Consider the following 24,507-nt stretch of genomic DNA (forward strand, 5'->3'; position numbering starts at 1 on the left):
GCGTGGCCAGATATTCACTGCGTAGCCAGGCCTTCACAGCGTGGCCAGGTCTTCACAGCGTGGCCAGGTCTTCCGGCACGTTGCCGAATTTGCGCAGCAACGTGGCGTCACCGAATTCGCCGGTCATCGGATCGCCGCTGCGGCTGAACGCGACGGCACCGATGTGGCCGGGACCGCGCGACAAGATCTCGGCGCGCCGCAACGCGGCCGTCGAGCTCTGGCATTCCTCGGCGGCGCCCGCCACCGGCGATCCGTCGGTATCGATCAGGAAGGGCATTGCAACGTAGTAGGTCACGTCCGACATGGCGTTGCTCCGAGCTTGGATCAGGCGGCGCTGCTGTTGCTCCGCATCTTGCTGCGCGAGGTCTCCGGAATGCAGCCGGCGGAAATCGCCGCCTGCAATTCCTCGAGTTCGGCCTCGAGATATTCATTGGCCATGATCAGCGCCTTGATGGTGCTGCGAAGATTGCCGTCGCACATCGCGATCGCCTGATCGCAGGCTTGTTCATAATGGCCGTTGTCGAGAAGGGCGGTTGCCGGCATCTGCTTTTCCTTGGGCGGTTTCCTGGGGGCATAGGGCTCCCGGATGTTCTTATTTTGTTCTTTTGGAGTCAAGCGGATTCACATGCGGCGAGCCGCCGCAAAAATTGTCCCTGTGGATCAGGCGATGATGTCGGGCGTGATCTGGTCTTCGATGAACGCGATACGGTCGCGCAACAACAGCTTGCGCTTCTTCAGTCGCTGCAACCGCAACAGGTCGGGGGCAGGCGATTGATGCAGTGCATCGATCGCCGCATCGAGATCTCGGTGTTCCTGCTGCAACCGGGCGAGTTCGGCTTCGAGCTCGCGCTCGTCTTCATTGGTCATGTCTGCGGTGGCCGAAAAACCGAAAGGCGTGAGATTAAGGCTGTGGATGCCCTGTGGAAATTATCGTCCTTGCGCGAGGTGATCGCAAGCGATCTGCGAGCGTTGCTCGCCGATCTCCCGCAAGATATTTCTGCGGTTCGCTACGGCACCGCGCAAGCACATTGATATCATGGATTTTTCCCGTGTGGTTCCATTACTCACGGTTCGTTACATATGAATTTTCAAAAATGACGCTGCGACGACGGATACCCATCGACAGAACGAAACGGTGATGTAGACTTCCTTGTCCGGATCGAATCCTGAGGTTCACCCCTACCGAGGAGGTTTCGAATGACAATTCAGGCACATCTCGTTGAATTGGAACGGAAGCACAAACTTCTGGAAAACGAATTGCACGAAGCTCTCGTGCACCTTTCAACAGACGACCTGCAAATTGTTGAGTTGAAGCGCCGGAAGTTGTTGGTCAAGGATCAGATCGAGCGTCTGAGGCACGGCGACACGCTCCACTAGTACCCCCGCAACAGCGTAGAGTTTGATCGCACCCTTTCAGGCAGGGGTGAGTGTTGTTGCGCTCATCCCTGCGGGAAGGTTCGAACCGTGCAAGGATCTTTGCGCGGCGCCGAGAGTCGTTTCCGATGGAATCGGAACGGGGCTCCAGCTTCGGTTTGAACGTGTGTTCCCTCCGCGCACCGGTATCCAATTCGCTCGAAAGCGCTCTATGAATTCGCGAGCTCGGCGACGTGGTCCGCGATCGCGAGCGATGACGTCAGTCCCGGGGACTCGATGCCGAACAGATTGATCAGGCCTTCGACGCCGTGATCGCGCGGGCCCTGCATCAGGAAATCCTGCGTGGCCACCGCCGGCGGCACGATTTTCGGGCGGATGCCCGAATAGCTCGGCATCAGCGCGCCGTCTGGCAGCGTCGGCCAGTATTTGCGGATCGCCGGGTAGAAGCGCTCGGCGCGCGACGGGTCGACCTCGTAATCGATCGTCTCGATCCACTCGACGTCGGGGCCGAAGCGTGCCTGCCCCGCCATGTCCAGCGTCAGATGCACCCCTAGCCCGCCGGGCTCGGGCACCGGATAGATCAGGTGCGAGAACGGCGCCCTGGCGTTGCAGCTGAAGTAGTTTCCCTTTGCGAAATAGGTCGGCGGAATCCGGTCCAGCGGCATGCCGTCGATGTTGCGCGCCACCGTCGTTGCCGAGAGCCCCGCGGCGTTGACGAGGAGGCCGCATTGCAGCGTCATCGGCGCTTCGCCGCCCGCCTCGATCTCGATGGCGCCGGCGGTCGCCTTGGCGCGGATCAACGGGGTGTGAAACGCGAAGGCGGCGCCCGCTTCCTCGGCTTCACCGCGCAGCGAGAGCATGTAGGCGTGGCTGTCGATGATGCCGGTCGACGGCGACAGCAGCGCGGCGTCGCAGGCGAGCGCCGGCTCCAGCGCGCGTGCCGCCTCGCCCGCGAGCAGCTGCATGTCGAGCACGCCATTGGCCTCGGCATGCGCCCTGATCGATTGCAGCTTCTCGGTCTCTTTCGGGTTGGTCGCGACGATCAGCTTGCCGCAATTCCGGTGCGGGATGCCGCGCTCGGAACAGTAACGGTAGAGTGCGTGCTTGCCGCTGACGCACATGCGCGCCATCCAGCTCCCGGCGCGGTAGTAGATGCCGGCATGGATCACCTCGCTGTTGCGTGAGGAGGTGATGGTGCCGATGGCCTCGGCTTCCTCGAGCACGATCACCTCGCGCCCGGCCTGCGCCAGCTTTCGAGCCACCGCGAGCCCGACCACGCCGGCTCCGATGACGATGCAGTCGACCCTATCCATGGTTGTGCGGGACGTTTGCCGGAAGCGGCGGTGGCATCGGGCCTGGAAACGCCGGTGCGGGGGCGTTTTCCGTTAAGCAAGCATTTATCATGTCAGGGCAATTGCCGTATTTGACGTCACATTTTTCCGTTGCGCTTACAGGCGTTTACCCGATCCAAACCCGCGAGGCCAGACAATCCGACGTTGAAATCGCGGGTGGCTGATGGTTGAGAAGAACTGGCACGTGGGCAGCGCGCTTCCGATTGCGGTGCAGGCCGTCGTGTGCCTGGCCGCTGCGGTCGCGCCCGCGCGCGCCTCTGCCCTCTTGGGCAGCTTCGCCCCTCCGAGCTATCTCGACAAGCTAGACCCCAACGTGATCTGGGAAGCCCTGATCGCGGGCGTCGTCGTCTGTTCCTTCCTCGCCGCGGTCGCGCTCTGGATCCATTCCTCGCTGCGCCGGACCAGGCGTTTGCAGTTGCGGCGCAATGCCTTCGTCTCCTCCGCCATGAACAATCTCAACCAGGGCGTGGTGATGACGGATGCGCAGCGGCGCATCATCTTCTGCAACGACCGCTATCTCGAGATTTACGGTCTGGCGCGGTCCGATCTCTGGACCGGCATGAACGGCTACGAGCTCCTCGAGCTGCGACGCAAGCGGGGGGTAATCGGCGGCGCCTCCGACGACGAGTTCTACGAGAAGGCGGCGAGCACCAACGGCCTGATTACCGAACTGCCGGACGGGCGCGCCATCCTGGTCAAATATTTCGTGCTGCCCAACGGCGGCTCGGTGGCGACGCATCTGGACGTCAGCGAGCAACGCAGACTGTCGCGACAGCTCGCCTCCACCAAGCAGTTCCTGGAAACGGTGCTGGACAACGTGCCGGCCTGTGTTGCCGCGAAGAACATCGAGGACGGGCGCTACATTTTCGCCAACAGCGCCTATGAGCGGTTCTGGGGTTTCTCGCGCGACCAGGTCGTGGGCAAGAACGCGCGCGAGCTGTTCGCGCCGAATTCGGCGGCCAGCATCGAGGCGACCGATCGCGCGGCGCTGATCGCGCCCGCCGGCCAGTACCGCAACGAGTTCGAGGTCGAGCGCGGCGCGACCCAGCGCATGGTGGCCTCGATACGGATCGTGGTCCGCAACGAGAGCAACAAGCCTGAATTCCTGCTGGTGGTGTTCGAGGACATCACCGACCGCCGCTCGCTGTCGCAGGAGCTGGAGAGCACGAAGAAGTTCCTCGAGCTCGTGGTCGACAACATCCCGGTGGCGCTGATCGTCGAACAGGTCAAGGACGGCCGCTATCTGCTCGCCAACCGCAGCGCGGAGACGATCCTCAACCGCAGGCGCGAGGAAGCCACGGGCCTGACCGCGTCCGACATCTTCAATCCCAAGGAAGCCAAGCTGATCATCGCGCGCGACGAAGCCGCGATCAAGAAGCGCGGGATGATCACCGAGGAGCATCCGATCTCCACCAAGGACGGTCTGCGACTGTTCCTCACCCGCCGCGCCACCGTGCTGAACGACGCCGGCGAGCCGCAATATCTGATCAAGACCCACGAGGACGTCACCGATCGCCGGCAGACCGAGTCGCGCATGGCGCACATGGCCTACCACGACGGCCTCACCGATTTGCCGAACCGTGCGGCTTTCCTGCAGGCGCTGACCCAGATGATCGAGGCCTGCGAGGGCACCGGCGAGGAATTCGCGGTTCTGTGCGTCGATCTCGACGGCCTCAAGGAGGTCAACGACGTCTTCGGTCACGCGCTCGGCGACAAGCTTCTGGTCGAGGTTGCCCAGCGGCTCCAGGACTCCGCGCGCGGCGGCGTGGTGGCGCGCCTGTCCGGCGACGAGTTCGGCCTGATCATCGACGGCAAACAGCCCGAAGCAGGTCTCGCACTGGCACAGCAGATCGGTGATGCTGTCGCCGAGGACTTCCAGATCGACGGCCGGGCGGTCCGCGCCGGCGTCACCACCGGCATGTCGATCTTCCCGCACAACGGCGCGGACGGTGCCTCGCTGCTGGCCAATGCCGGCGCGGCGCTGTTCCGTGCCAAGCAGAAATCGCGCGGCACGATCAGCCTGTTCCAGCCGGAGATGGACCAGCAGATCCGCGATCGCCGCGTGCTGCACCAGGACCTCTCGATGGCGATCAAGAACGGCGAGCTCTCGCTCGCCTTCCAGCCGCAGGGAGCCGCGGGCCACAGCGTCGCGGAGAGCGAGATCATCGGCTTCGAGGCGCTGGCGCGCTGGCAGCATCCGGTGCGCGGCCAGGTCTCCCCGGCCGAATTCATCCCGATTGCGGAGGAAAGCGGCCTGATCGTCGAGATGGGCGAGTGGATCCTGCGCGAGGCCTGCCGCGAGGCGTCGTCCTGGCCGAAGCCGCTCCAGGTCGCGGTCAATCTGTCGCCGGCGCAATTCATGCACGGCGACGTGGTCGGGCTGGTCCATTCGATCCTGATCGAGACGGGCCTTGCACCCGGCCGGCTCGAGCTCGAGATCACCGAGGGCGTGCTGATCGAGGACTTCGACCGGGGCCTGGCCCTGCTGCGCCGGCTGAAGGCGCTCGGCGTGCGCATCTCCATGGACGATTTCGGCAGCGGCTATTCCTCGCTGAGCTATCTCCAGGCGTTCCCGTTCGACAAGATCAAGATCGACCGCGCCTTCATCATCAATCTCGGCCGCAACCCCCAATCGGCCGCGATCGTGCGCGCCGTGATCGATCTCGGCCATGGCCTGGACATGTCGATCGTCGCCGAAGGCGTCGAGACGATCGAGCAGCTCGCCTTCCTCGCCAAGGAGGGCTGCGACGGCGTGCAGGGCTACCTGCTCGGCAAGCCCCTGCCGATCGGGAAATATGCTGATCTCGTCGGCCGCGCCGAGGCCATGGAGCTTGCGCTCAAGACCGGTTAGAGCGTTTTCGAGCGAACTGAATACCGGTTCGTGTCAAGAAAACGCGTCAGAACAAAAATCTAGAGCCCGTTCCGATTTCATCGGAACGGAAATGGCTCTAGGGATGAGAGCGTTTCGCTTCGCTCCCTCTCGACGGTTTCATGGCAGATTACGACCTTGCGATCATCGGCGGCGGCTTGAATGGTGTCAGCCTCGCCCGCGATGCGGCCGGCCGCGGCCTGCGCGTCATCCTGTTGGAGCAGGGCGATCTCGGCGGCGCGGCATCGTCGGCGACGCCGCGGCTGATCCACGGGGATCTGTCGGTCCTGGAGCGGCGTGGCTTCCGGCGGGTGCACCGGGCGCTCGCCGAGCGCCGGACCTGGCTCCGGATCGCTCCGCATCTGGTCCGGCCGATGCGCTTCGTGATTCCGGCACATTCCGACGAGCGCCCGCCATGGTTATTGCGCGCCGGCCTGTTCCTCTATGACGGGCTGACGAACCGGAGCGGCCTGCCTGCCGCGACGACCCTCGACATCACGCATCATCCGGTCGGTAACGCGCTGAAACGACCATTCGGCACGGCTTTCGAATATTCGGACTGCGTCGTCGACGATTCCCGCCTGGTGGTGCTCACGGCCCTGGATGCGGCCGAGCGCGGCGCCGCGATCCGGACCGGAGCACGTTGTGTGCGCGCCGATCGAACCGACACCTGGCGGCTCGCGGTGGTCGATCGCGGCCACCGCCGCACGATCACGGCCCGGGCGCTCGCCAACGCCACCGGCGGCTGGACATCGATGGTCGCGGAGACCGTGCTGCGGCAGCCGCGGCCCGCCATGGCGGCGATGCAGATGAGCCAGATCATCGTCCCGCGGCTGTTCTATTCCGATAACGTCTACGTCTTCCAGAACAGCGATGGACGGCTGATCTTCGCGAGCCCGCTCGAGCGCGACTTCACGCTGATCGGCACGGTCACGCATGATTTCACCGGCGATCCCGCGATCGTCGCGATGCCGGGAGCCGACGTCAGCTATCTCTGCGAAGCGGCCAGCCGCTATTTCCGCGAGCGTGTTGCCCCGACCGACGTGGTCCGGTCGGTCTCAGGCGTCAACCTGACGCTGGCGTCCGCGCGCCGACGCGATGGCACGACGCTGTTCCATGTCCGCCGGCGCAAGGCGCCGCTGATCACGACGTTCGGCGGCGACGTCACCACCTCCCGCCTGCGCGCGGAGCGTGCGCTGACGAAGTTGACCAAGTTCTATCCGATGTCGCCGCCCTGGACCGCTGGATCGGCGCTACCGGGCGGAGATTTTGCTTGGGATCGTTTCGACACCGAGGTCGATCTTGCGCGCGACCGCTGGCGCTTTCTCTCGGAGCCGCAAGCCCAGCGCCTCGTCGGGTCCTACGGCTCGCGGCTATCGGCTGTGCTCGGTGAGGCGAAGTCCCGCGACGAGCTCGGCCCCGCCTTCGGCCCCGACCTGACCGGTGCCGAGGTGCTTTATCTAATGAGCCGCGAATGGGCACGCTTTCCGGAGGACATCCTGTGGCGCCGTTCCAAGCTCGGCCTGACCATGCCGGAGGCTGACCGCGATGCTATGACGGCGTTCATGGCGAATGTGATGTGAACGATCTGCCCCGAGCCGGTTGAGCAAAGGCCGATCCGCCGCTAGCGTGCGGCGGAATCGGGGTTGGCAGGGACCATGGCGGAAGAGTTGCCCGGAACGGACGTCGCGGCGGATGCGGCTGGCGCGGATGCGCCCCCTGCGGCGGGCCAGCCGCTGTTGCGCATCGAGGGCGTCGCCAAGACCTTCGGGACGTTCCGGGCCGTAGACGGCGTCTCGCTCGACATCAAGGCCGGCGAGTTCTTTGCGCTGCTCGGGCCCAGCGGCTGCGGCAAGACCACGCTGCTCCGCATGCTCGCCGGCTTCGAGGCGCCGGACGAGGGACGCATCCTGCTCGGCGGCAAGGACATTGCGCAGGCGCTGCCGCATGAGCGGCCGATCAACATGATGTTCCAGAACTACGCGCTGTTTCCGCATCTGTCGGTGCGCGATAACATCGCCTTCGGCCTGAAGCGTGCAGGCATGGCGCGCGCGGAGATCGCCAGCCGCGTGGCCGAGATGGTCGCATTGGTGAAGCTCGAAGGACTCGAGAAGCGCAAGCCCGACCAGCTCTCCGGCGGCCAGCGGCAGCGCGTGGCGCTGGCGCGTGCGCTGGCGCGCCGTCCGCGGCTTCTTCTGCTGGATGAGCCGCTCGCAGCGCTGGACAAGAAGCTGCGCGAGAGCACGCAGGACGAGCTGATGGAGCTGCAGCGCCGGCTCGGCATGACCTTCATCATCGTCACCCACGACCAGGAGGAGGCGATGACGATGGCGAGCCGGATCGGCGTGATGAAGGCCGGCAAGCTCGCCCAGGTCGCCAGCCCCCGCGAACTCTACGAGGCGCCGCGCTCGCGCTGGATCGCAGAGTTCGTCGGCGACATCAATCTGTTCGACGGCGAGTCCAAATTGCGCGACGGTCATCGTCTGATCATCGGCACGCGCGATGCGGGTGCGCTGGTGGTGGCCGAGCCGCGCGAACCGGTCGGCGCGGGAAAATTTTCGGTCGCGATCCGCCCCGAGAAGGTCAAGCTGTCGCGCCGCGGCCCTGTGAGCGAGGCCGGTCATGAAATGGCGATCAACCGACTGGACGGCGTGATCGCGGACATCTGCTATCTCGGCGGCACCACCACCTACAAGGTGAAGCTCGACACCGGTGGCATGATGCAGGCGTCCGTCGCCAACAGCGCGCGCCTCGATGTCGACGCCTACAGCCTGAACCAGCACGTCGTCGCCTGGTTTACGCCCGACGATTGCGTGGTGCTGCCGTCATGAGCTCCCGTCGCATCTTCGCGCGGCCGGCGCGGTTTACCGCCATTGCGCCCTATGTCTGGATGGTGCTGTTCTTCCTGGTGCCGTTCGGCTTCGTGCTGAAGATCAGCCTGTCGCAGACGGCGATCGCGCAGCCGCCTTACGAGCCGGTGTTCGACCTGGCGGCGGGGTGGGGAGCGATCAAGGCCGCCTTTGCCGCGCTGTCGCTCGACAATTTCAGGCTGCTCGCCTCCGACGACATTTACCTGTTCGCCTATGAGCGCAGCCTCGCCGTCGCCGTCACCGCGACCGTGCTGTTGCTTCTGATCGGCTATCCCATCGCTTACGGCATGGCGCGGCTGCCCAAGCGCTGGCAGGCGGTGGCGATGGTGCTGGTGATCGTGCCGTTCTGGACCTCGTTCCTGATCCGCATCTATGCCTGGATCAACATCCTCCAGCATGACGGCCTGCTCAACCGGATCCTGCTGGCGCTGCATCTGGTCAGCCAGCCGGTGGTGTGGCTCTCCACCGACAGCGCGATGTATATCGGCATCGTCTATTCCTACCTGCCGTTCATGATCCTGCCGCTCTACGCCACGCTCGCGAAGATGGAGCCGATGCTGGAAGAGGCTGCCTCCGATCTCGGTGCGCCGCGCTGGCAGGTGTTCTGGCTCGTCACCTTTCCTCTGTCGCTGCCCGGCGTCGGCGCCGGCGTGCTGCTGTGCTTCATCCCGATCGTCGGCGAGTTCGTCATTCCGGATCTCCTGGCGGGCTCCAATTCGCTGATGATCGGCCAGACGCTGTGGCTCGAATTCTTCACCAACAAGGACTGGCCGGTGGCATCCGCCGCGGCGATCGTGCTGCTGGTGGTGCTGCTGCTGCCGCTGCTGCTGTACGAGCGGCTGCAGAAGCGACAGCTGGAACAGGGGCGCTGAGGCGATGCGCAAGGTCTCTCGCCTGTCCCGCTTCAACGTCGCCTCACTCGCGCTGGGTCTGGCCTTCCTCTATCTGCCGATCCTGATCCTCGTCATCTATTCCTTCAACGCCTCGCGGCTGGTGACGGTGTGGGGCGGCTGGTCGCTGCGCTGGTATCACGAGTTCTTCAATGACCGCGCCATGATCGAGGCGGCCTGGATGAGCTTGCGGGTGGCCGTTTCCTCCGCGACCATCGCCACGCTGCTCGGAACGCTCGCGGCCGTGGCGCTGTCGCGCGGAGAGCGCTTTCGCGGCCGCACGCTGTTTTCCGGCATGCTCTACGCGCCGCTGGTGATGCCGGAGGTGATCACCGGATTGTCGCTGCTGCTGCTGTTCGTAGCGCTGAACGCCGAGCGCGGCTTCTGGACGGTGACGATCGCCCATACCACGCTGACGATGTGCTTCGTCGCCGTCGTCGTCCAGTCCCGCCTCGGCTCGCTCGACCGTTCATTGGAAGAGGCCGCGATGGACCTCGGCTGCGACCCGATGCGCGCGTTCGTCGCCGTCACGCTGCCGCTGATCGCGCCCGCGATCGTCGCCGGCTGGATGCTCGCTTTCACGCTGTCGCTCGACGATCTCGTGATCGCGAGCTTCACCACCGGCCCGGGCTCGGCGACGTTGCCGATCCGGATCTATTCGGAGGTGCGGCTGGGGGTGAAGCCCGAGATCAACGCGATCTGCACGCTGGTGATCGCCCTGATCGCGGTCGTCATCGTGATCGCTTCGCTCGCCTCGAAACTGTCGAGCGCGCAGGGCGAGAGCGCGGCGCCGCTGTAGCGGTCCGTGCAGCGTGCCATCCACGCGCTGAGCCTTGTATCGCCGCACCGAGCTGCCGCAGCGCAAGGCTGTCGAGCGGAAATTCGAGCAGGATGTGGATCAGGCTCAGCGCCAGCAGGAAGGTGAAGCCGAACGCGTAGTCGTAGAAGTACAGCGCGGTGGAGGCGGCGCTGGCGGCGGCCATCGCTGCCAGACGGGCCTTCGGCACCGCCGTCCAGCGGATCACGTCGGCTTTGATGAACCAGTTGAGGTAATGGTAGGTGTAGACGAAGGCGAGCAGGCTCGTCAGCCTGGTGTCGAGGACAAGGCCGGGCACGCCGAACAACCTGCTCAGGGCCGGGCCGACATTGCCGAAATAATCCTGTCCGACGCGGGCAAAGCTCGCGATCCGGATTTCGGCGGTCGGCGGCAGCAGCAGGATCGTGGCGAGCGCGCCGACGTAGACGGCCACCAGCGCGGCCTGCACGCGGCTACCGGACCGGTAGGCACCGAGCACCATGAAGATCAGCGTGAACAGGCAGACGTGGATCAGGGTCGGAATCAGGATGCCGATGACCGCCAGTGACGACCCGCTCGAATACATGATCGCGGACAGCGCGATCGCCACCATGAACAGCAGCATGCTTTCGATCGCGGAGGCGGTCGCCGCCAGCATGGCGCACACGACCAGCGCGCCCCACATCGCGAAGCCGAACCAGGAGGCATTGTCGATCAGGGCCGCGACCACGGCGAGGATCGCGAGCGCAGCCGCGATGCCGCGGTGGGGCAGGTAGTAGCTGCGGTCGTGCAGCCAGGAGATCTCGGTGAAGTAGTGCGCCGGGCCGAGCACCACATAGGCCAGCAGCAACAGCTCGAACGGCACCACATAGGCCGCCGCGAGCGCCAGCAGCATCAGGCCGAGATGGATCGCGTCGTTGCCCCGCATCATGACGAGCCCTTGATAGGGCTCGAAGTCTAGAGCAGGCGTGGACAACCCGCAATTGTCCACGCTATCGCTCGATCGCCCTGCTTGTGGCGACCCGTTGCGTCCTGCTGCGTCAGGACTTCACCGCACCTGCCGTCAGCCCGCCCACCATGTAGCGGCGGAAGGCATAGTAGATCGCGGCCGGCGGCAGCGCGTAGATGAAGCCGGTGGTCATCAACAGCTCCCACGGCGAGTCGTCGGCGGCGAGGAAGTTGCCGAGCGCGACGGGAAGCGTGATATCGCGGTCGTTCGACAGCAGCAGGAACGCGTAGAGATATTCGTTCCAGGCGAGCAGCACCGCATAGGTGCCGATCGCGACCAGCGAGGGCATCATCAGCGGCAGATAGATCAGGCGGAAGATCTGTGGCGTGGTCGCGCCGTCCATCACGGCGGCTTCGTCGAGCTCGACCGGCAGCTTGTCGGAGGCCTGCTTCAAGACCCAGATCGCGTAAGGTGAGGCGATCGTCACCATGGCCAGGATCAGGGACCAGTGATTGTTGAGCAGGCCGTAAATGCCCATGGTCCTGTACATCGGCACGGCGAGGAACGCCGCTGGAATGAAATAGGTGAAGAGCGCGAGGTTCATGACGACGCGTCCGCCCGGCACGCGCAGCCGCGAGATCGCGAATGCGGCCGCAGTCGCGATGAACAGCGTCAGCACGCCGACGGCGGCGGCGATGACCATCGAATTCCAGAACTGCAAGTAGAAGTCGCGAAGGAAATAGTGTTGCTGATGGAACACGATCGAGAAGTTGTGCAGCGTCGGATGGTCCGGCCACAGCTTACCCGAGAACGCGTCCTCCTTTGGGGAGATCGCGAACAGGAACATGTGATAGATCGGGATCATCGTCCACAGGAAGACGGGAATGCCGATCAGCAAGAGCCGCGCTTCGGTCGCGACTTCGCGCAAGGTAGGGAGCTTCATCGCGACAACCGTTTCATCATGAAGTACACGAGCGGCAACACGAACGGCATCGCGCAGACGATGGATGCCATCGCGAGCGAGAGCTGGTCGAGCCGGAGATAGCGGATGCCGAGCGTGGCCAGCACATGCGTGAGGTCGGCCGGACCGCCGCCGGTCAGCAGATAGACGCTGTTGAAGTCGCCGAGCGTCCAGATCATCGAGAGCAGCGTGCAGGTGATGTAAAGAGTCTGCATCGACGGCCAGGTGATGAAGCGGAATTTCTGCCACCAGCTCGCGCCATCCACCTCCGCGGCCTCGAACAGATCGTGCGGTATCGCAAGGCGTCCGGTGATCAGGATCAGCGTCCAGAACGGCAGCGACTTCCAGATGTGGACACCGATCGCCATGGCCAGCGCCACGGTCGGATCGTTCAGCCAGTTCGGGCCGTCGTCGCCGGTGAACTTGAAGATGAGTTGGTTGACCACGCCCCATTCGGGATTGAGCATGAAGCGGACCGACAGAATGGTCGGGATCGACGGCACCGCCCAGGGCAGGATGAACAGCACGGAAAGCCATTTGATCCAGGTGCGCTGCTGAACGAAGAAACCGGACAAGAACAGCGCAATCAGCATCTTGATATTGATGCCGATGACCAGGAAGACCAGCGTGTTGACGGCGGCGCGTGCGAAGACGGGATCGTGATAGAGCGCGACGTAGCTCGCGGGATGGCGCGCCAGCCACAGCCCGTAACCAACGGGGTAAATCACGAAGGCGCAGAATACGAGGAGATAAGGGGCGAGCAACACGATGCCCCAGACCTGCGCCGGGGTTAGCCGTGCCGACAAGGGCGGCGCGGCCATTGCATGATCGCCAGAAAGCGTGATCGCCATATCGGATACCTACCGGAAAGCGGCCGGCCGCGGTGTCACCGCGGCCGGCCCGACTCGCAATTTAGATCAACCCGCGACCTGCTTGATGCGGGCAATCATTTCGTCGACGGCCTTGTCCACCGGCACCTTCTCGCTCACCACCCGGTTCATCGCCTTGGCCCAGACGTTCTCGTTGTTCAGGATCGTGAACTTGTAGTTCTTGGTGAAGTCGAACGGCAGCGTTCCGCCAGTGAACTGCGCATAGACCGCTTTGCGATGCTTGTCCGCCTGCCAGAACGGGCTCTGCTGACTCGCCGTGGTTACCGGGAACCAGCGGCCGAGTCCGCCTTCGACATAAGGCCTGAGGTTTTCCTCCTGGAGCAGGAACTTGATGAATTCCTTGCCTTCCGCCTTGTTCTTGGAGGCCGTGAAGATCGCGCCGGTCTTGACGTCGGAGCGATACTTCATCGGCGAGCCGTCCGGCTTGTTGGGAAAGCCAGCAGTGATGATGTCCTGCTCGTAGGCCTTCTTGCCGGCGGCGCGCTGTTCCGGGGTCAGCGCCGGGTTGGTCGAATCCTCGAACCACTTCGCCGCGATCGAGATCGTGAAGTTGTGGGTCATCACGATTGTCTTGTTGTGGAAGGCGACGTTGTTGTCGGGGTCCTTCCATGTCGTGGAGGAGGGCGGCGTGCAGCCCCTGATATAGGTGTCAGTATAATCCTTCATGGCATGGATCAAGCCGTCACGCACCTTGGGATCGTCGACCAGGAGCTTGCCGTTGTCATCGACGAGCTTGACGTTATAGGCGTCCATGAACGTGTAGAAAGACTGGAAGGCGTCGGTGGATTCCACGCCCATCGGCTGGCCGACGGCGTAGATGCGCTGGCCCGTCGCCTTGCGGATTCCCGGCTGCACCTTGTCGCACCAGAACGACCAGTAATCCTCCCATTTGGTCGGAATGTCGCTCTGCTTGAAGCCGGCCTTCTCCAGCATGTCGTTCCAGATGTTGACGTGCATGGTCTGCTGCTTCAGGGGGAAGCCGTAGTAGGCCCTCTTCTTGGCAACGTCGTCATAGAGCAGCGCCGTCTCCAGCGTGTTCGGCGCAAAGGCCGACTTCATCGGCAACAGGATGTCGGACAAGTCCTCGAGCTTGCCCTCGAACGCCCATTTTCCCGCCGCCTGCACGTCGTAGGAATCGGAATAGGCGACATCGGGCACGGTACCGGAATCGAGCGCCGCCACTGTCTTCGGTATCATGTCCTGAACGGCGTATTGCGACAACTCGACCTTGATGCCGCTCTTGGCCTCGAATTTCTTGATTGTCTCCAGCAGGGCGTCATCTTCGGACTTGTAGAAGCCCTTCACCCACCAGACCGTAATGGTCTTCTGCTGAGCAAACGCGGGTGCGGCGGCTGCAAACAGCCCGACCGCGGCGACCGCGAGTGATAGTGCGCCAATAACTTTGGATTTCACGTTTTTCTCCCTCAAGCCGCCGGTGTTTTAGCCGGTCGACAAAACTCTAGCGCATGGCCGTCAGCCGATCTAGCGGCTTCTTGTCAGACCTAGGTCGTGGGTGTCGGGCGAAGGAAGATGCTTAATGCGTGCATCGATGCAATCGCCGCATCAATTCGCGGCAATCAATTCAGCTTGTGCGTGCTGGCTTCGCCCGACCATCCGCAATTCCACATACCTGCTCGCCGCCAGCGTTGCCCGCTTCGCCGGCGAGCTACCGGCGTTTCCCCTTCCGGTCGGTCAGGACGGCATTCGAACTTGCCTCAGCGGGGCGGTTCCGCGGCTTGCCGTGCCCGCTGGCTCGGGAAGGAGAGCGCCATGCCTCGAGGAGCATCTTGAGAAGTTGGCTGGCATGAGGGGATAGCGTCGCCCCGCGCCTGCGCACGATTCCGATCGTCCTCGACACGTCCGGCTCGATCAACCGAATGGTGTGAATGATCGGATGGCCGGCGGCTGGCGTCGCCAGCCTCGGTAGCACGGCGACGCCCAATCCCGCTTCGACCAAGCCAAGCGAACCGGAGAGGTGAGCGACTTCGTACGTCCAGTTGAGCTGCAAGCCGTGCCGTGCCATCGCATTGTCGATCAACGCGCGATTGCCGCTGTTGCGGCCCACCGTGATGACACGGTGCGGCACAATCTCAGACCAACTCACCTGCTTGCGCGATGCCAATGGATGGTCATGGCGGCAGGCCAGGACGAAAGGGTCTTCAACCAGCTTTTCAAATTCAATTTCGGCATGCGAAGCGCCAATGAAATTGATGCCGAAGTCGGCTTCTCCGCGCGCGACCGCTTCCAATCCTTCATTGGCGCCGATATCCAGAATCCGGATGCGAATGCGCGGATACGCTTCGGCGAACCGGCCGATCGCGCGCGGCAGGAAATAGAATACCGCCGTCGGCACGGCAGCCACCGAAACCAGACCCGAACTTCGCGCGCCGATATCCTGGATGGCCAGCACCGAGGTTTCGAACTCATCGATGAGGCGGCGCACCTTCGGCAGGAAGTCGCGGCCCGTCATGGTGAGATTGACGTGGCGCGTGGACCGTTCGAGCAGCGGCGCGCCAAGGCTTTCCTCCAGCTTCTGAATGCGCCGGCTCAGCGCCGGTTGTGACAGGTTCAGCGCCTTCGCGGTGCGGACGAAGCTGCCCATCTCCGCCACGGTGATGAACGCCTTGAGGTCGAGCAGTTCTGCATTCATGGGCAGGCTCCGTTGTACCGATATACGGAATAATACTTCAGATATTTGCATTTCACAAAAGAGTTCGGACGGGGGATGGTCTGGTTCGAGCAAAGATGTCCGGGAACGGAAGGGCTCCATGAACGATCAGATCGCTATTCCCTGTGTGGTGATGCGCGGAGGCACCTCGCGCGGGCCGTTTTTTCTGGCCGGCGATCTTCCGGCCGATCCCAGGCTGCGCGACGCCATCCTGCTGTCTGTCATGGGAGGTGGGCACGATTTCGGGATCGACGGCATCGGTGGTGGCAACGCCGTTACCAATAAGGTCGCGATCGTCGGACCGGCATCGGTGGCAGGCGCCGATATTGACTACCTGTTCGCCCAGGTGCGGGTTCGTGAAGGGATCGTCGATACCTCACCGAACTGCGGGAACATGCTGGCGGCGGTAGGGCCGTTCGCAATCGAAGCCGGCCTGGTCGCCGCGGCCGCAGATCGCACCCACGTGCGCATCCATAATGTCAACACCGGCAAGCTGATTGACGCGACGGTTGCCACCCCCGGCGGGCGGGTAACCTATGAGGGCGAAGCGCGGATCGACGGGGTACCGGGAACGGCCGCGCCCATCGAACTGTCGTTCCCCAACGCGGCCGGCGCACGCACCGGTCGCCTGCTGCCGACAGGACGTCCGGTCGATCGCATCGAAGGGATCGACGTGACCTGCATCGACGCAGCCATGCCCGTCATGCTGGTCCGCGCGGCCGATCTGGGATGGACCGGCCGTGAAGCACCCTCGGCCTTCGCCGACGGCGGCTTCCGCGCGCGGCTCGAAAACCTGCGCATTGAGGCCGGTCGCCGGATGGGCTTCCCGGATTCCGCGTCAATGGTGATTCCGAAGCCGGTTCTGATTGCGCCCGCGGTCGGGGCGACGTTGAACACCCGCTACTTCATGCCGCACGACTGCCATAGCGCGCTGGCCGTGACCGGCGCTGTCGCGATCGCGACTGCGTGTGTGACGCCCGGAACCATTGCTGCAGAGATGATCGGACCGCTGGCGCCGCCGGTGACGATCACGCTTGCCCATCCCTCCGGCCAACTCGTGGTTCGGTTGGAGCCCGGCCCGGTTGCCAGGGTGCAGCGGACAGCCCGGCGAATCTTCGAGGGCCACGTCTTCGCCCGCCGATCGCACCTGCCTCATTCGGTGCTGGCGGCCTGAAGCCGGGTCGCTCTCAAAGCCGTCAAAAAAATCAGAGCCATGGGAGAAACGAGAATGCAGAAGCAAGCGCTGGCCGGGCCCGCGAACAGCGAGCCGCGAAAACCGTTCTACCGGATTCTCTACGTCCAGGTGCTAATCGGCCTCATGCTGGGCGTCCTCACCGGCCACCTCTGGCCTGAATTTGGCGCCGCGCTGAAGCCCTTCGGAGACGGCTTCGTCAAGCTGGTCAAGATGATGATCGCGCCGATCGTGTTCTGCACCATCGTCAGCGGCATCAACAGCATCAGCGATTCCCGGGAGATCGGTCGCACGCTGGTGAAATCCATGGCGCTGTTTTACCTGCTGACCGTGCTCGCACTGCTGGCCGGCCTGATCGCCGTATCGCTGATCCAGCCAGGCGTTGGCATGCATGTTTCTGTCAGCACGCTGGATCCCTCGGTGGCCGCGAAATTCACCAAGCAGGCAGGTGCGACCGGATTCGCGGACTTCGTGCTGCACATCATCCCGCATTCCTTCTTTGGAGCGTTTGCCGATGGCGAAGTGCTGCCGGTTCTGCTGGTCTCGATCCTGATCGCCTTCGGCCTGAGCCGTGCCGGTGATGGGGGTGTTGTGGTGACAAAGGCAGTCGACTCGTTCTCACAGGTGCTGTTTGTATCCTTCGGCTTCATCATGAAGCTCGCCCCGCTCGGTGCCTTTGGAGCGATGGCGTTCACCGTGGGCCGCTACGGCGTCCGTTCGATCGGCTCGCTAGGACTGCTGATCCTGACATTCTATGTCGCCTGCTCCCTCTTCGTGGTCGTCGTGCTCGGTACTCTGGCTCGGCTGAACGGCTTCAGCCTGTGGAAGACCATTCGCTACTTCAGGGAAGAACTGCTGATCGTGCTCGGCACGTCATCGTCGGAGCCGGCGCTGCCTGGGGCGCTGCGCAAGCTGGAGCAGCTCGGATGCCGGAAAGGCGTGTCGGGGCTCGTGCTGCCGATGGGCTACTCCTTCAATTTGGACGGCAGCGCCATCTATCTCACGCTGGCTTCCATCTTCATCGCGCAGGCCTGCGACATTCACCTCTCGTGGGGGCAGATTGCGGCGATGCTCGGGCTGATGCTGCTGACGTCCAAAGGCGCGGCCGGCGTCACCGGCAGCGGCTTCGTCGCGCTTGTCGCAACGCTTTCCGTCATGCCGGATCTGCCCGTGACCGGCGTGGCGCTGCTTGTCGGCATCGATCGTTTCATGTCGGAGGCGCGGGCGCTGACCAGCATGATCAGCAACTGCGTCGCAGCCATCACCGTTTCGCTGTGGGAGGACGCTTGTGACCGCGAGGTGTTGGCCCGTGAACTGGGACGCAGCGGCACTTCCAACGCTGCGGCCGGATCGAAGATCGGCGGGGCAGCAGTGGTGCAGGGGGACGAAACCTGGATTTCGACGACGCAATCGGCCGCTTAACTCCACCCTTGGGATGAAATCGGCCGCAGTATTCAGCGCAAGCTACCAGGAATCTGACTAAGTGATGTCTATCAGCCTAGTTGGATTTGGCGCCTTCCTTGGCGTTCTCCGCCGTCGGCGAGTCTGCCGGGGCGGGACGCTTGGCGGTACCGGTGATGCGCTCGATCGCGGAGCGCACGGCGTTGCCCCCCTTGCGGTCCTTGAGCATGTCGAGCAGGGGTGCGGAGGCAGGCGAGCGGCGGATCAGGCTTTCCGGATCTGGGAAGATCAGGGGATCGTCCCAGGGGCCCTGCACCACGAAGGGCAATTCGAAGCCCGAGGCGCTGTTGAGGCTGGCCACGCCCTTCATGTCGTATTCGCGCGTCGGCACCGAGGCGGTGCCGGTCATCGTGATCTTCGCCGCAGGTCCCTCGACGCGGATGTCCTCGGCGGTGGCGACCCCGTCGGAGAATTTCACCGCGATGGTGAGGCTGTCGTAAGGGGTCGAGCCGTTGCGGAAATTGCCGCCGCCGGACAGCGGCCGCCGCTCCAGCCGCTTCAGGAGCTGTTCGGCATTGAAGCCCGAGATCGCGCCGTCATGCCCGGTCACGGTGGCGCTGCCGTCGAGCGACTGCACGAGGCCGAACGGGCTCGAGCCCGAGGCAACGAGGGAGACGTTGATGTTGCCGCGGCCGGACAGCTTGTTGAGGCCGAACAGCTCGGAGGCGCAGGCCTGGAGGTCGACGTCGGTGAACTGGAATTGCGCCTTGATGTCGGCGACGGTGTCGGAGCGCGCGATGCCGAACGAGCCCTTGGCGATGCCGCCATAGACCTGGGCCTCGCCGACCGAGAGCGCCAGTGTGCCGTTGCGCAAATTGGCGCCGATCGCCGTGCGGCCGAGCTTGGTCGGCCCGACCGTCAGCTTTGCTGCCGACAGGCGCATGTCGAGGTCGGTGGTCGACAGGGCGTTGAGATCGAACAGCTGCCTGTTCCAGTCGCGCGCCCCGCTCGCGAGCAGGCGGAAGGTGGAGATATAAGGTGTGAAGTCGAGTGCGTCGGCGGCGAGCGTCGCCTGCAGCGTCTGCCGGCCGTTATTGGCGTAGGTCATCACGCCCTCGGCGGTGTTGCCGTCGAGCTCGACATTGACGTTGGTGAGCGCGATCGAGGCGCCCACGACATTGGCGCGCGCCTTCAGCGCGAAGCGGCCGAAACCGCCGCTGCCGGGTTGCGGCTGGCCGGTCCAGCGCAGCGCGTTGCGCAGGGACGGGCTGTCGATCGTGAGCGTGCCTTCCATCATCGGGCTGGTGCGGTTGGCGACGCTGCCGTCGAAGGCGAGCTTGAGCGGGGCACTGGCGATCCGCGCCTTCAGGCCGGAGCGGTCGCCGGAGAGGGCGGCGACGAAATCGGCGAAGCTGATCGAGCCGTCGACCCGTTCGCCGCGCCAGTCGAACTGTCCGGTCGCGGCGAAGGAGCGCGAGATGGAGGGCCAGGCCAGCGACAGGTCGATGTCCTCGAACTTCTCGGTGCCGTGGGTGGCGGTGTCCTCGTAGTTGAGCACGCCGTCCTGGATCCGGATCTCGGAGAACGACACCTGGTTCTCGGCGCCGGGCTTCATGGTGCGCGCGATGGTCTGGATGAAGGGCGTCCAGTTGCTCTCGCCGTCCGGCTGCAGGCTGACATGGATGCGCGGCCGCAGCAGCGTCAGGTCGGCGATCTCGAAGCGTTGCAGCAGCAGCGGCAGCAGCCGCAGGTTCGCGGTGAGCACGTCGACATGGAGGGCGGGATCGCTGGTGCCGCCGCCCTTCAGGCCGACGTCATGGAAGGAGATGTAGCTTGCCGGCAGCAACGAAATGTCGATGGCGCCCGCGACATTGAGCTCGAGCCCGGTGACGTCGCGGATCTGCGTTTCCACCGCCTTGCGCAGCGCGTCGCGGTTGATGAGCCAGGAGGTCGCGATCAGGGCGATCAGCGCGAGGCCGAGCAGCGCCGCGATCGGCGTCCCGAGGCGCTTCATTCCTTGGGCCATGGTCAATGGCGTGTCCTGATCGGGTTGGTCGCTGGAGCCGGAAGGCGGGCCGGGAAACCTGCGCGCCCACGCCCAACCCCCGCAACTTGATGGGTTTTCTTGTCGCTTTCAAGGCCGCGTGCGGTTCTGCCCACGGCGTGGGCAGCTTCTATCACTCGCCTGCCGGGCGGAGAACCCCGTATCATTGACGGCTTCGGACGATTTCGCCTAATAATCGCCGCCAATAAGGCGCGACGCCTGCAAGCCGAAGGTTCACTCGAAGGTTATTTGCATGAACAAGGTCTATCCCGACGCCAAGTCGGCTCTCGCGGGCGTTCTGAAAGACAACATGATGATTATGTCGGGCGGCTTCGGCCTCTGCGGCATCGCCGAGGAATTGTCGGACGCGATCCGCGAGTCCGGCGTCAAGGGCCTGACGGTGGTCTCCAACAATGCCGGCGTGGACGGCATCGGGCTCAGCCGCCTGCTGGAAACCCGGCAGATCAAGAAGATGATCTCGTCCTATGTCGGCGAGAACAAGCTGTTTGCCCAGCAATTCCTCGCCGGCGAGCTGGAACTCGAATTCAACCCGCAGGGCACGCTGGCCGAGCGCATCCGCGCCGGCGGTGCCGGCATTCCGGCCTTCTACACCAAGACCGGCGTCGGCACGCTGATCGCCGAGGGCAAGGAAGTGAAGGAATTCGACGGGCAGAAGTACCTGATGGAGCGCGGCCTGTTCGCCGATCTCGCCATCGTGCACGCCTGGAAGGGCGATACCGCCGGCAACCTGATCTACCGCAAGACCGCGCGCAACTTTAACCCGATGATGGCGACCGCCGCCAAGGTCACGGTCGCCGAGGTCGAGCACCTTGTTCCGGCGGGTGAACTCGATCCCGACCACATTCACACGCCCGGTCTTTTCGTAAAGCGCATCGTCGAGGTCGGCACGGCCAAGAAGCGCATCGAATTCCGCAACACCCGCCCGCGCACGGCAGCTTGAGATCAGGAGAGTAAGATGGCCTGGACCCGTGAACAGATGGCCGCGCGCGCCGCGAAGGAACTGCGTGACGGCTACTACGTCAATCTCGGCATCGGCATCCCGACGCTGGTCTCGAACTACATCCCGGACGGCATGGACGTCAGCCTCCAGAGCGAGAACGGCATGCTCGGCATGGGCCCGTTCCCCTATGAGGGCGAAGAGGACGCCGACCTCATCAACGCCGGCAAGCAGACCGTGAGCGAGCTGCCGTCGACCTCGTATTTCTCGAGCGCGGATTCCTTCGGCATGATCCGCGGCGGCCACATGGATCTGTCGATCCTCGGCGCCATGCAGGTGGCCCAGAACGGCGATCTCGCCAACTGGATGATCCCCGGCAAGATGGTCAAGGGCATGGGCGGCGCGATGGATCTCGTCGCCGGCGTCAAGCGCGTCGTCGTGGTGATGGAGCATTCGGCCAAGGACGGCGCCAAGCTGCTGAAGCAGTGCAATCTGCCGCTGACCGGCGAGCGCGTGGTCGACATGGTCGTGACCGACCTGGCCGTCTTCACCATCGACAAGCACGGTGACGGCGGCATGGCGCTGATCGAGCTGGCCGAGGGCGTCACGCTCGACGAGGTCAAGTCCAAGACCGAAGCCGAATTCCGCGTCGCGCTGAAGAACACCTAAGGTCTTCGCGAAGGGGCGCGCATGACGATACGGTCTGCGCGTCCCGACGACGCCGGTTTCATCGTCTCCGCAATTCTGTCCGCGTAACGCGGACCAACGCGGCGCGGCTGGTTCGACATTGCCCTCGGCTGGCCCGATGCGCAGTGCCGCGACGTCATCGCGCAGATCGCTGTCGCCCGTACCGGGCCCTGGTGGCACATCTCATGAATGTCGCCGCGCGGGCAGGTCGCTCGCAATGACGGACGGGAGCCACCGACATTGCTCCCCCTTCTCGCACGTCAGAATGGCATCAGGGCCTGAGCTGTTGAGCTAGATCAATCGCATATGGCGCGGTCAGCATAATTTTCCTCAGCAGACTTCCTGAGTGAGCCAGAATTGATGCGCCGCGATCGTGTGTTGCCGGATTTTGGCGAGTTCTCACTCGTCCTGGGCGGCCCGCTCTTTCAGCTTCTGCGTCGGGCACATCTGTCCGACGACGCGATGACGCTGGTGCGCCAGCGCATCGTCGTGTTCTCGTTGTCGGCTTGGCTGCCGCTCTTGATCCTTTCGGCGTTGGACGGCAAGGCGTTCGGTAGCAGCGTGAGCGTGCCATTCTTGCTGGACCTCGAAGTCTATACTCGGTTCCTGGTGGCAATGCCTCTTTTGGTCGTCGCCGAGCTTGTCGTGCATCACCGCATGCGATTTCTGGTCGTCGAATTTCTGGAGCGAAATCTGATTCCCGAGCACGCCATTGGGCAATTCAAGGCCGTCATTGCTTCGGAGTTTCGATTCCGAAACTCAGCGCTCGCCGAGGTATTGCTTCTCGGAGTTGTGTACATCGCCGGCGTCATGATCATTTGGCGTCACTATTTCACGCTCGATGCACCGACATGGTATGCGAGCCCCGTCGCCGCTGGCTCTACGCTCTCGTTTGCAGGAATCTGGTACGGCTACGTCAGCTTGCCGATCTTCCAATTCCTGCTGTGCCGCTGGTATTTTCGAATATTCATATGGATGCGCTTTCTCTGGCAGGTCTCGCGCATTCGTTTGAGCTTGGTGCCCACGCATCCCGATCGTGTCGGCGGCTTGGGGTTTCTATCCGAGACGGTCTATGCGTTTGTCCCGCTCCTCGTTGCGCACGGCGCATTGCTGGCGGGATTGCTCGGCAATCGCATCTACCACCTGGGAGCTACGCTGCCTTCTTTCATGCTTGAAATCGTTGTCCTGGTTGTCTTTCTCATATGCTTGATCCTTGGTCCCTTCCTCGTGTTCTCGCCGCAGCTTGCTCGGGTGAAGCGCATCGGAAAACGCGAGTATGGCTCGCTCGCAGAACGTTACGTACGGGAGTTCGATGAAAAGTGGCTGCGCGATGGCGCACCTGCCGAGGAACCCCTGATCGGCAGCGCCGACATCCAGTCGCTCGCCGATCTCGGCAACAGCTACGAGATCGTGCGGACGATGCGCGTCATGCCTTTTTCCAAGGAAGCGATCCTCCAGCTCGCGGCCGTAACGGTCGCGCCGTTAGCGCCGCTGGTGCTCACCATGATGTCGTTGGAAGAGATTTTGAAGAAGCTGATCGGGATATTGTTCTAAAGCGCGATGAGACGGAGATGAATCGTCATCGCGCTTCAGGGTATTGTTTGAGCGTGACCTTTTCGAAAGTCTCTTCGCGCTTTTCCGGATCATGCTCCAGCATCCTGGATGTCCGTCGCAACCAGTTGGCCCTTACGACCTCGCCGCCCACGCCTTGCTCCATCGCGCCGACACGCTCGCGACCCACGACGGCTCTTCGCGGACTAGGCGGAAGCCGAGATTGGCGGGTGGCACGCCTTGTGCGCAGCCGCCGGCGCGGGCGTCGCGGATGAAATCGGTGACGTAGGCGCGGTGCGCGCCTTCGGCGACGCGCACGCCGCAGTTCACGGTCGGGCGGCCGGCATTGCCGGCCTCGTCGACGCGCGAGCGCACGAAGCAGGTCGAGGTCCACTCCCAGACATTGCCGGCGAGATCTTCGATGCCGTGCTCGTTCGGGCCGACCTTGCCGAACGGATAGGCCGTGGTGTCGAACGGATCGCTCTCGGATTCGCGCTCATAGCGGCTGATCCAGCGTTTCGAGGGATCGTCCGCGTCGACGGTCACGCCGTCGTCCTTGAACCGGGCTCCCGCCGCAAAGGCCCATTCTGCGTCGCTCGGCAGGCGGTAGTGGTGCCCGGTCTTGCGCGACAGCCAGCCCGCATAGGCCTCGGCATCGTGCCAGTTCACCTGCAACGCGGGCCGATCGGGGGCGATCGCCACGCCGCGATCGAGCGCGCGGCAGGCGCCGTCATGCACGCACATCTGATAGTCGGATGACGAGACCTGATGTCGCATGATGTGAAGCGGTCGCTCGAAGCGCATCGCGCGCAGCGGCGCTTCCGCCTGCCGCCCGGCACGCGTGAAATCGCCGGCCTCGCGATAGGACAGGCCGCCCGGCGCGACCCTGACGATGACGGGCTCCGCCGCCGTGCCGCGGACCGCCATGTCCGAGACCAGCGGCGCCACCGCGATCGGCCCTGCAAGTCCGGCAGCGCAGGCCAGTACCAGTTTCAGCTTGAATGCGATCAGCATGGTCGTCCCCCGAAAGGAAAAAGGGGCCGGTGATCCACCGG

Annotated in this window: 22 protein-coding genes; 11 read left to right on the forward strand and 11 right to left on the reverse strand. The window is 63.9% G+C overall.

What is annotated here, in order from left to right:
• Positions 1–52: 52 nt before the first annotated feature.
• The 3 genes from NR187_RS03395 to NR187_RS03405 all read right to left on the reverse strand — a co-directional run bounded on the left by NR187_RS03395 (position 53) and on the right by NR187_RS03405 (position 867).
• Positions 53–304: a hypothetical protein gene (locus tag NR187_RS03395; RefSeq protein ID WP_211382247.1), complete on the reverse strand. Its 252-nt coding sequence runs from the start codon at positions 302–304 to the stop codon at positions 53–55.
• 20 nt (positions 305–324) lie between these two features.
• Entirely contained in the window at positions 325–543 is a 219-nt protein-coding gene (locus NR187_RS03400) for a hypothetical protein (protein ID WP_211382248.1), read from the reverse strand.
• Positions 544–660: 117 nt separating this feature from the next.
• Positions 661–867: a YdcH family protein gene (locus NR187_RS03405; RefSeq protein ID WP_027553252.1), complete on the reverse strand. Its 207-nt coding sequence runs from the start codon at positions 865–867 to the stop codon at positions 661–663.
• A gap of 330 nt (positions 868–1,197) precedes the next feature.
• On the opposite strand from NR187_RS03405, the gene NR187_RS03410 reads away from it, so the two are divergent.
• Positions 1,198–1,377: a YdcH family protein gene (locus NR187_RS03410; RefSeq protein ID WP_211382250.1), complete on the forward strand. Its 180-nt coding sequence runs from the start codon at positions 1,198–1,200 to the stop codon at positions 1,375–1,377.
• 206 nt (positions 1,378–1,583) lie between these two features.
• Here the strand turns inward: NR187_RS03410 and NR187_RS03415 are convergent, their stop codons facing one another.
• Positions 1,584–2,687 carry an NAD(P)/FAD-dependent oxidoreductase gene (locus NR187_RS03415; protein ID WP_256805702.1) on the reverse strand — a complete coding sequence of 368 codons (1,104 nt, stop codon included), beginning with the start codon at positions 2,685–2,687 and terminating at the stop codon, positions 1,584–1,586.
• A gap of 202 nt (positions 2,688–2,889) precedes the next feature.
• Here NR187_RS03415 and NR187_RS03420 point away from each other — a divergent pair, with 202 nt between their 5' ends.
• From NR187_RS03420 to NR187_RS03440, 5 genes are all read left to right on the forward strand, one after another.
• Positions 2,890–5,577, forward strand: coding sequence for an EAL domain-containing protein (locus NR187_RS03420; protein ID WP_211382252.1), 2,688 nt, complete (start codon positions 2,890–2,892; stop codon positions 5,575–5,577).
• A 140-nt stretch (positions 5,578–5,717) separates the two neighbouring features.
• A complete protein-coding gene (locus NR187_RS03425) occupies positions 5,718–7,178 on the forward strand; it encodes a glycerol-3-phosphate dehydrogenase (protein WP_256805703.1) in 1,461 nt (486 codons plus the stop codon).
• Between the two features lie 75 nt (positions 7,179–7,253).
• A complete protein-coding gene (locus NR187_RS03430) occupies positions 7,254–8,426 on the forward strand; it encodes an ABC transporter ATP-binding protein (protein ID WP_256805704.1) in 1,173 nt (390 codons plus the stop codon).
• The gene (locus tag NR187_RS03435; protein ID WP_256805705.1) at positions 8,423–9,337 is read left to right on the forward strand and encodes an ABC transporter permease; all 915 of its coding nucleotides are present in this window, start codon (positions 8,423–8,425) and stop codon (positions 9,335–9,337) included. Before NR187_RS03430 ends, NR187_RS03435 begins: the two co-directional genes overlap by 4 nt.
• 4 nt (positions 9,338–9,341) lie before the next feature.
• Positions 9,342–10,154, forward strand: coding sequence for an ABC transporter permease (locus NR187_RS03440; RefSeq protein ID WP_256805706.1), 813 nt, complete (start codon positions 9,342–9,344; stop codon positions 10,152–10,154).
• Here NR187_RS03440 and NR187_RS03445 read toward each other — a convergent pair.
• The 5 genes from NR187_RS03445 to NR187_RS03465 form a co-directional block, all read right to left on the reverse strand.
• Positions 10,087–11,082 (reverse strand): hypothetical protein, encoded by a 996-nt coding sequence (locus NR187_RS03445; protein WP_256805707.1) that lies wholly within the window; start codon positions 11,080–11,082, stop codon positions 10,087–10,089. The genes NR187_RS03440 and NR187_RS03445 overlap by 68 nt on opposite strands.
• Before the next feature lie 109 nt (positions 11,083–11,191).
• Positions 11,192–12,043 (reverse strand): carbohydrate ABC transporter permease, encoded by an 852-nt coding sequence (locus tag NR187_RS03450; protein WP_211382258.1) that lies wholly within the window; start codon positions 12,041–12,043, stop codon positions 11,192–11,194.
• Positions 12,040–12,912, reverse strand: a complete 873-nt coding sequence (locus NR187_RS03455; RefSeq protein ID WP_211382259.1) for a carbohydrate ABC transporter permease — start codon at positions 12,910–12,912, stop codon at positions 12,040–12,042. The genes NR187_RS03450 and NR187_RS03455 overlap by 4 nt, the downstream gene beginning before the upstream one ends.
• A gap of 66 nt (positions 12,913–12,978) precedes the next feature.
• Positions 12,979–14,364: an ABC transporter substrate-binding protein gene (locus NR187_RS03460; protein ID WP_211382260.1), complete on the reverse strand. Its 1,386-nt coding sequence runs from the start codon at positions 14,362–14,364 to the stop codon at positions 12,979–12,981.
• A 253-nt stretch (positions 14,365–14,617) separates the two neighbouring features.
• Entirely contained in the window at positions 14,618–15,601 is a 984-nt protein-coding gene (locus NR187_RS03465) for a LysR family transcriptional regulator (RefSeq protein WP_256805708.1), read from the reverse strand.
• 118 nt (positions 15,602–15,719) lie between these two features.
• Here NR187_RS03465 and NR187_RS03470 point away from each other — a divergent pair, with 118 nt between their 5' ends.
• Both NR187_RS03470 and dctA read left to right on the forward strand, forming a co-directional pair.
• Complete coding sequence (locus tag NR187_RS03470; RefSeq protein WP_256805709.1) at positions 15,720–16,793, forward strand: 4-oxalomesaconate tautomerase; 1,074 nt, start codon at positions 15,720–15,722, stop codon at positions 16,791–16,793.
• A 54-nt stretch (positions 16,794–16,847) separates the two neighbouring features.
• Positions 16,848–18,233: a C4-dicarboxylate transporter DctA gene (gene dctA, locus NR187_RS03475; RefSeq protein ID WP_211382263.1), complete on the forward strand. Its 1,386-nt coding sequence runs from the start codon at positions 16,848–16,850 to the stop codon at positions 18,231–18,233.
• Positions 18,234–18,309: 76 nt separating this feature from the next.
• On the opposite strand, the gene NR187_RS03480 is transcribed toward dctA, so the two are convergent.
• Positions 18,310–20,238 (reverse strand): AsmA family protein, encoded by a 1,929-nt coding sequence (locus NR187_RS03480; protein WP_256806200.1) that lies wholly within the window; start codon positions 20,236–20,238, stop codon positions 18,310–18,312.
• A gap of 271 nt (positions 20,239–20,509) precedes the next feature.
• Here NR187_RS03480 and NR187_RS03485 point away from each other — a divergent pair, with 271 nt between their 5' ends.
• The 3 genes from NR187_RS03485 to NR187_RS03495 all read left to right on the forward strand — a co-directional run bounded on the left by NR187_RS03485 (position 20,510) and on the right by NR187_RS03495 (position 23,455).
• Positions 20,510–21,217 carry a CoA transferase subunit A gene (locus NR187_RS03485; RefSeq protein ID WP_211382264.1) on the forward strand — a complete coding sequence of 236 codons (708 nt, stop codon included), beginning with the start codon at positions 20,510–20,512 and terminating at the stop codon, positions 21,215–21,217.
• A gap of 15 nt (positions 21,218–21,232) precedes the next feature.
• Positions 21,233–21,883 (forward strand): CoA transferase subunit B, encoded by a 651-nt coding sequence (locus NR187_RS03490; RefSeq protein ID WP_256805711.1) that lies wholly within the window; start codon positions 21,233–21,235, stop codon positions 21,881–21,883.
• 375 nt (positions 21,884–22,258) lie between these two features.
• Entirely contained in the window at positions 22,259–23,455 is a 1,197-nt protein-coding gene (locus tag NR187_RS03495) for a hypothetical protein (RefSeq protein ID WP_256805712.1), read from the forward strand.
• A gap of 132 nt (positions 23,456–23,587) precedes the next feature.
• On the opposite strand, the gene NR187_RS03500 is transcribed toward NR187_RS03495, so the two are convergent.
• Complete coding sequence (locus tag NR187_RS03500; protein ID WP_256805713.1) at positions 23,588–24,466, reverse strand: SUMF1/EgtB/PvdO family nonheme iron enzyme; 879 nt, start codon at positions 24,464–24,466, stop codon at positions 23,588–23,590.
• Positions 24,467–24,507: the final 41 nt, after the last annotated feature.

Source organism: Bradyrhizobium sp. Bra64, assembly GCF_024519875.1.
GTDB lineage: Bacteria > Pseudomonadota > Alphaproteobacteria > Rhizobiales > Xanthobacteraceae > Bradyrhizobium > Bradyrhizobium japonicum_G.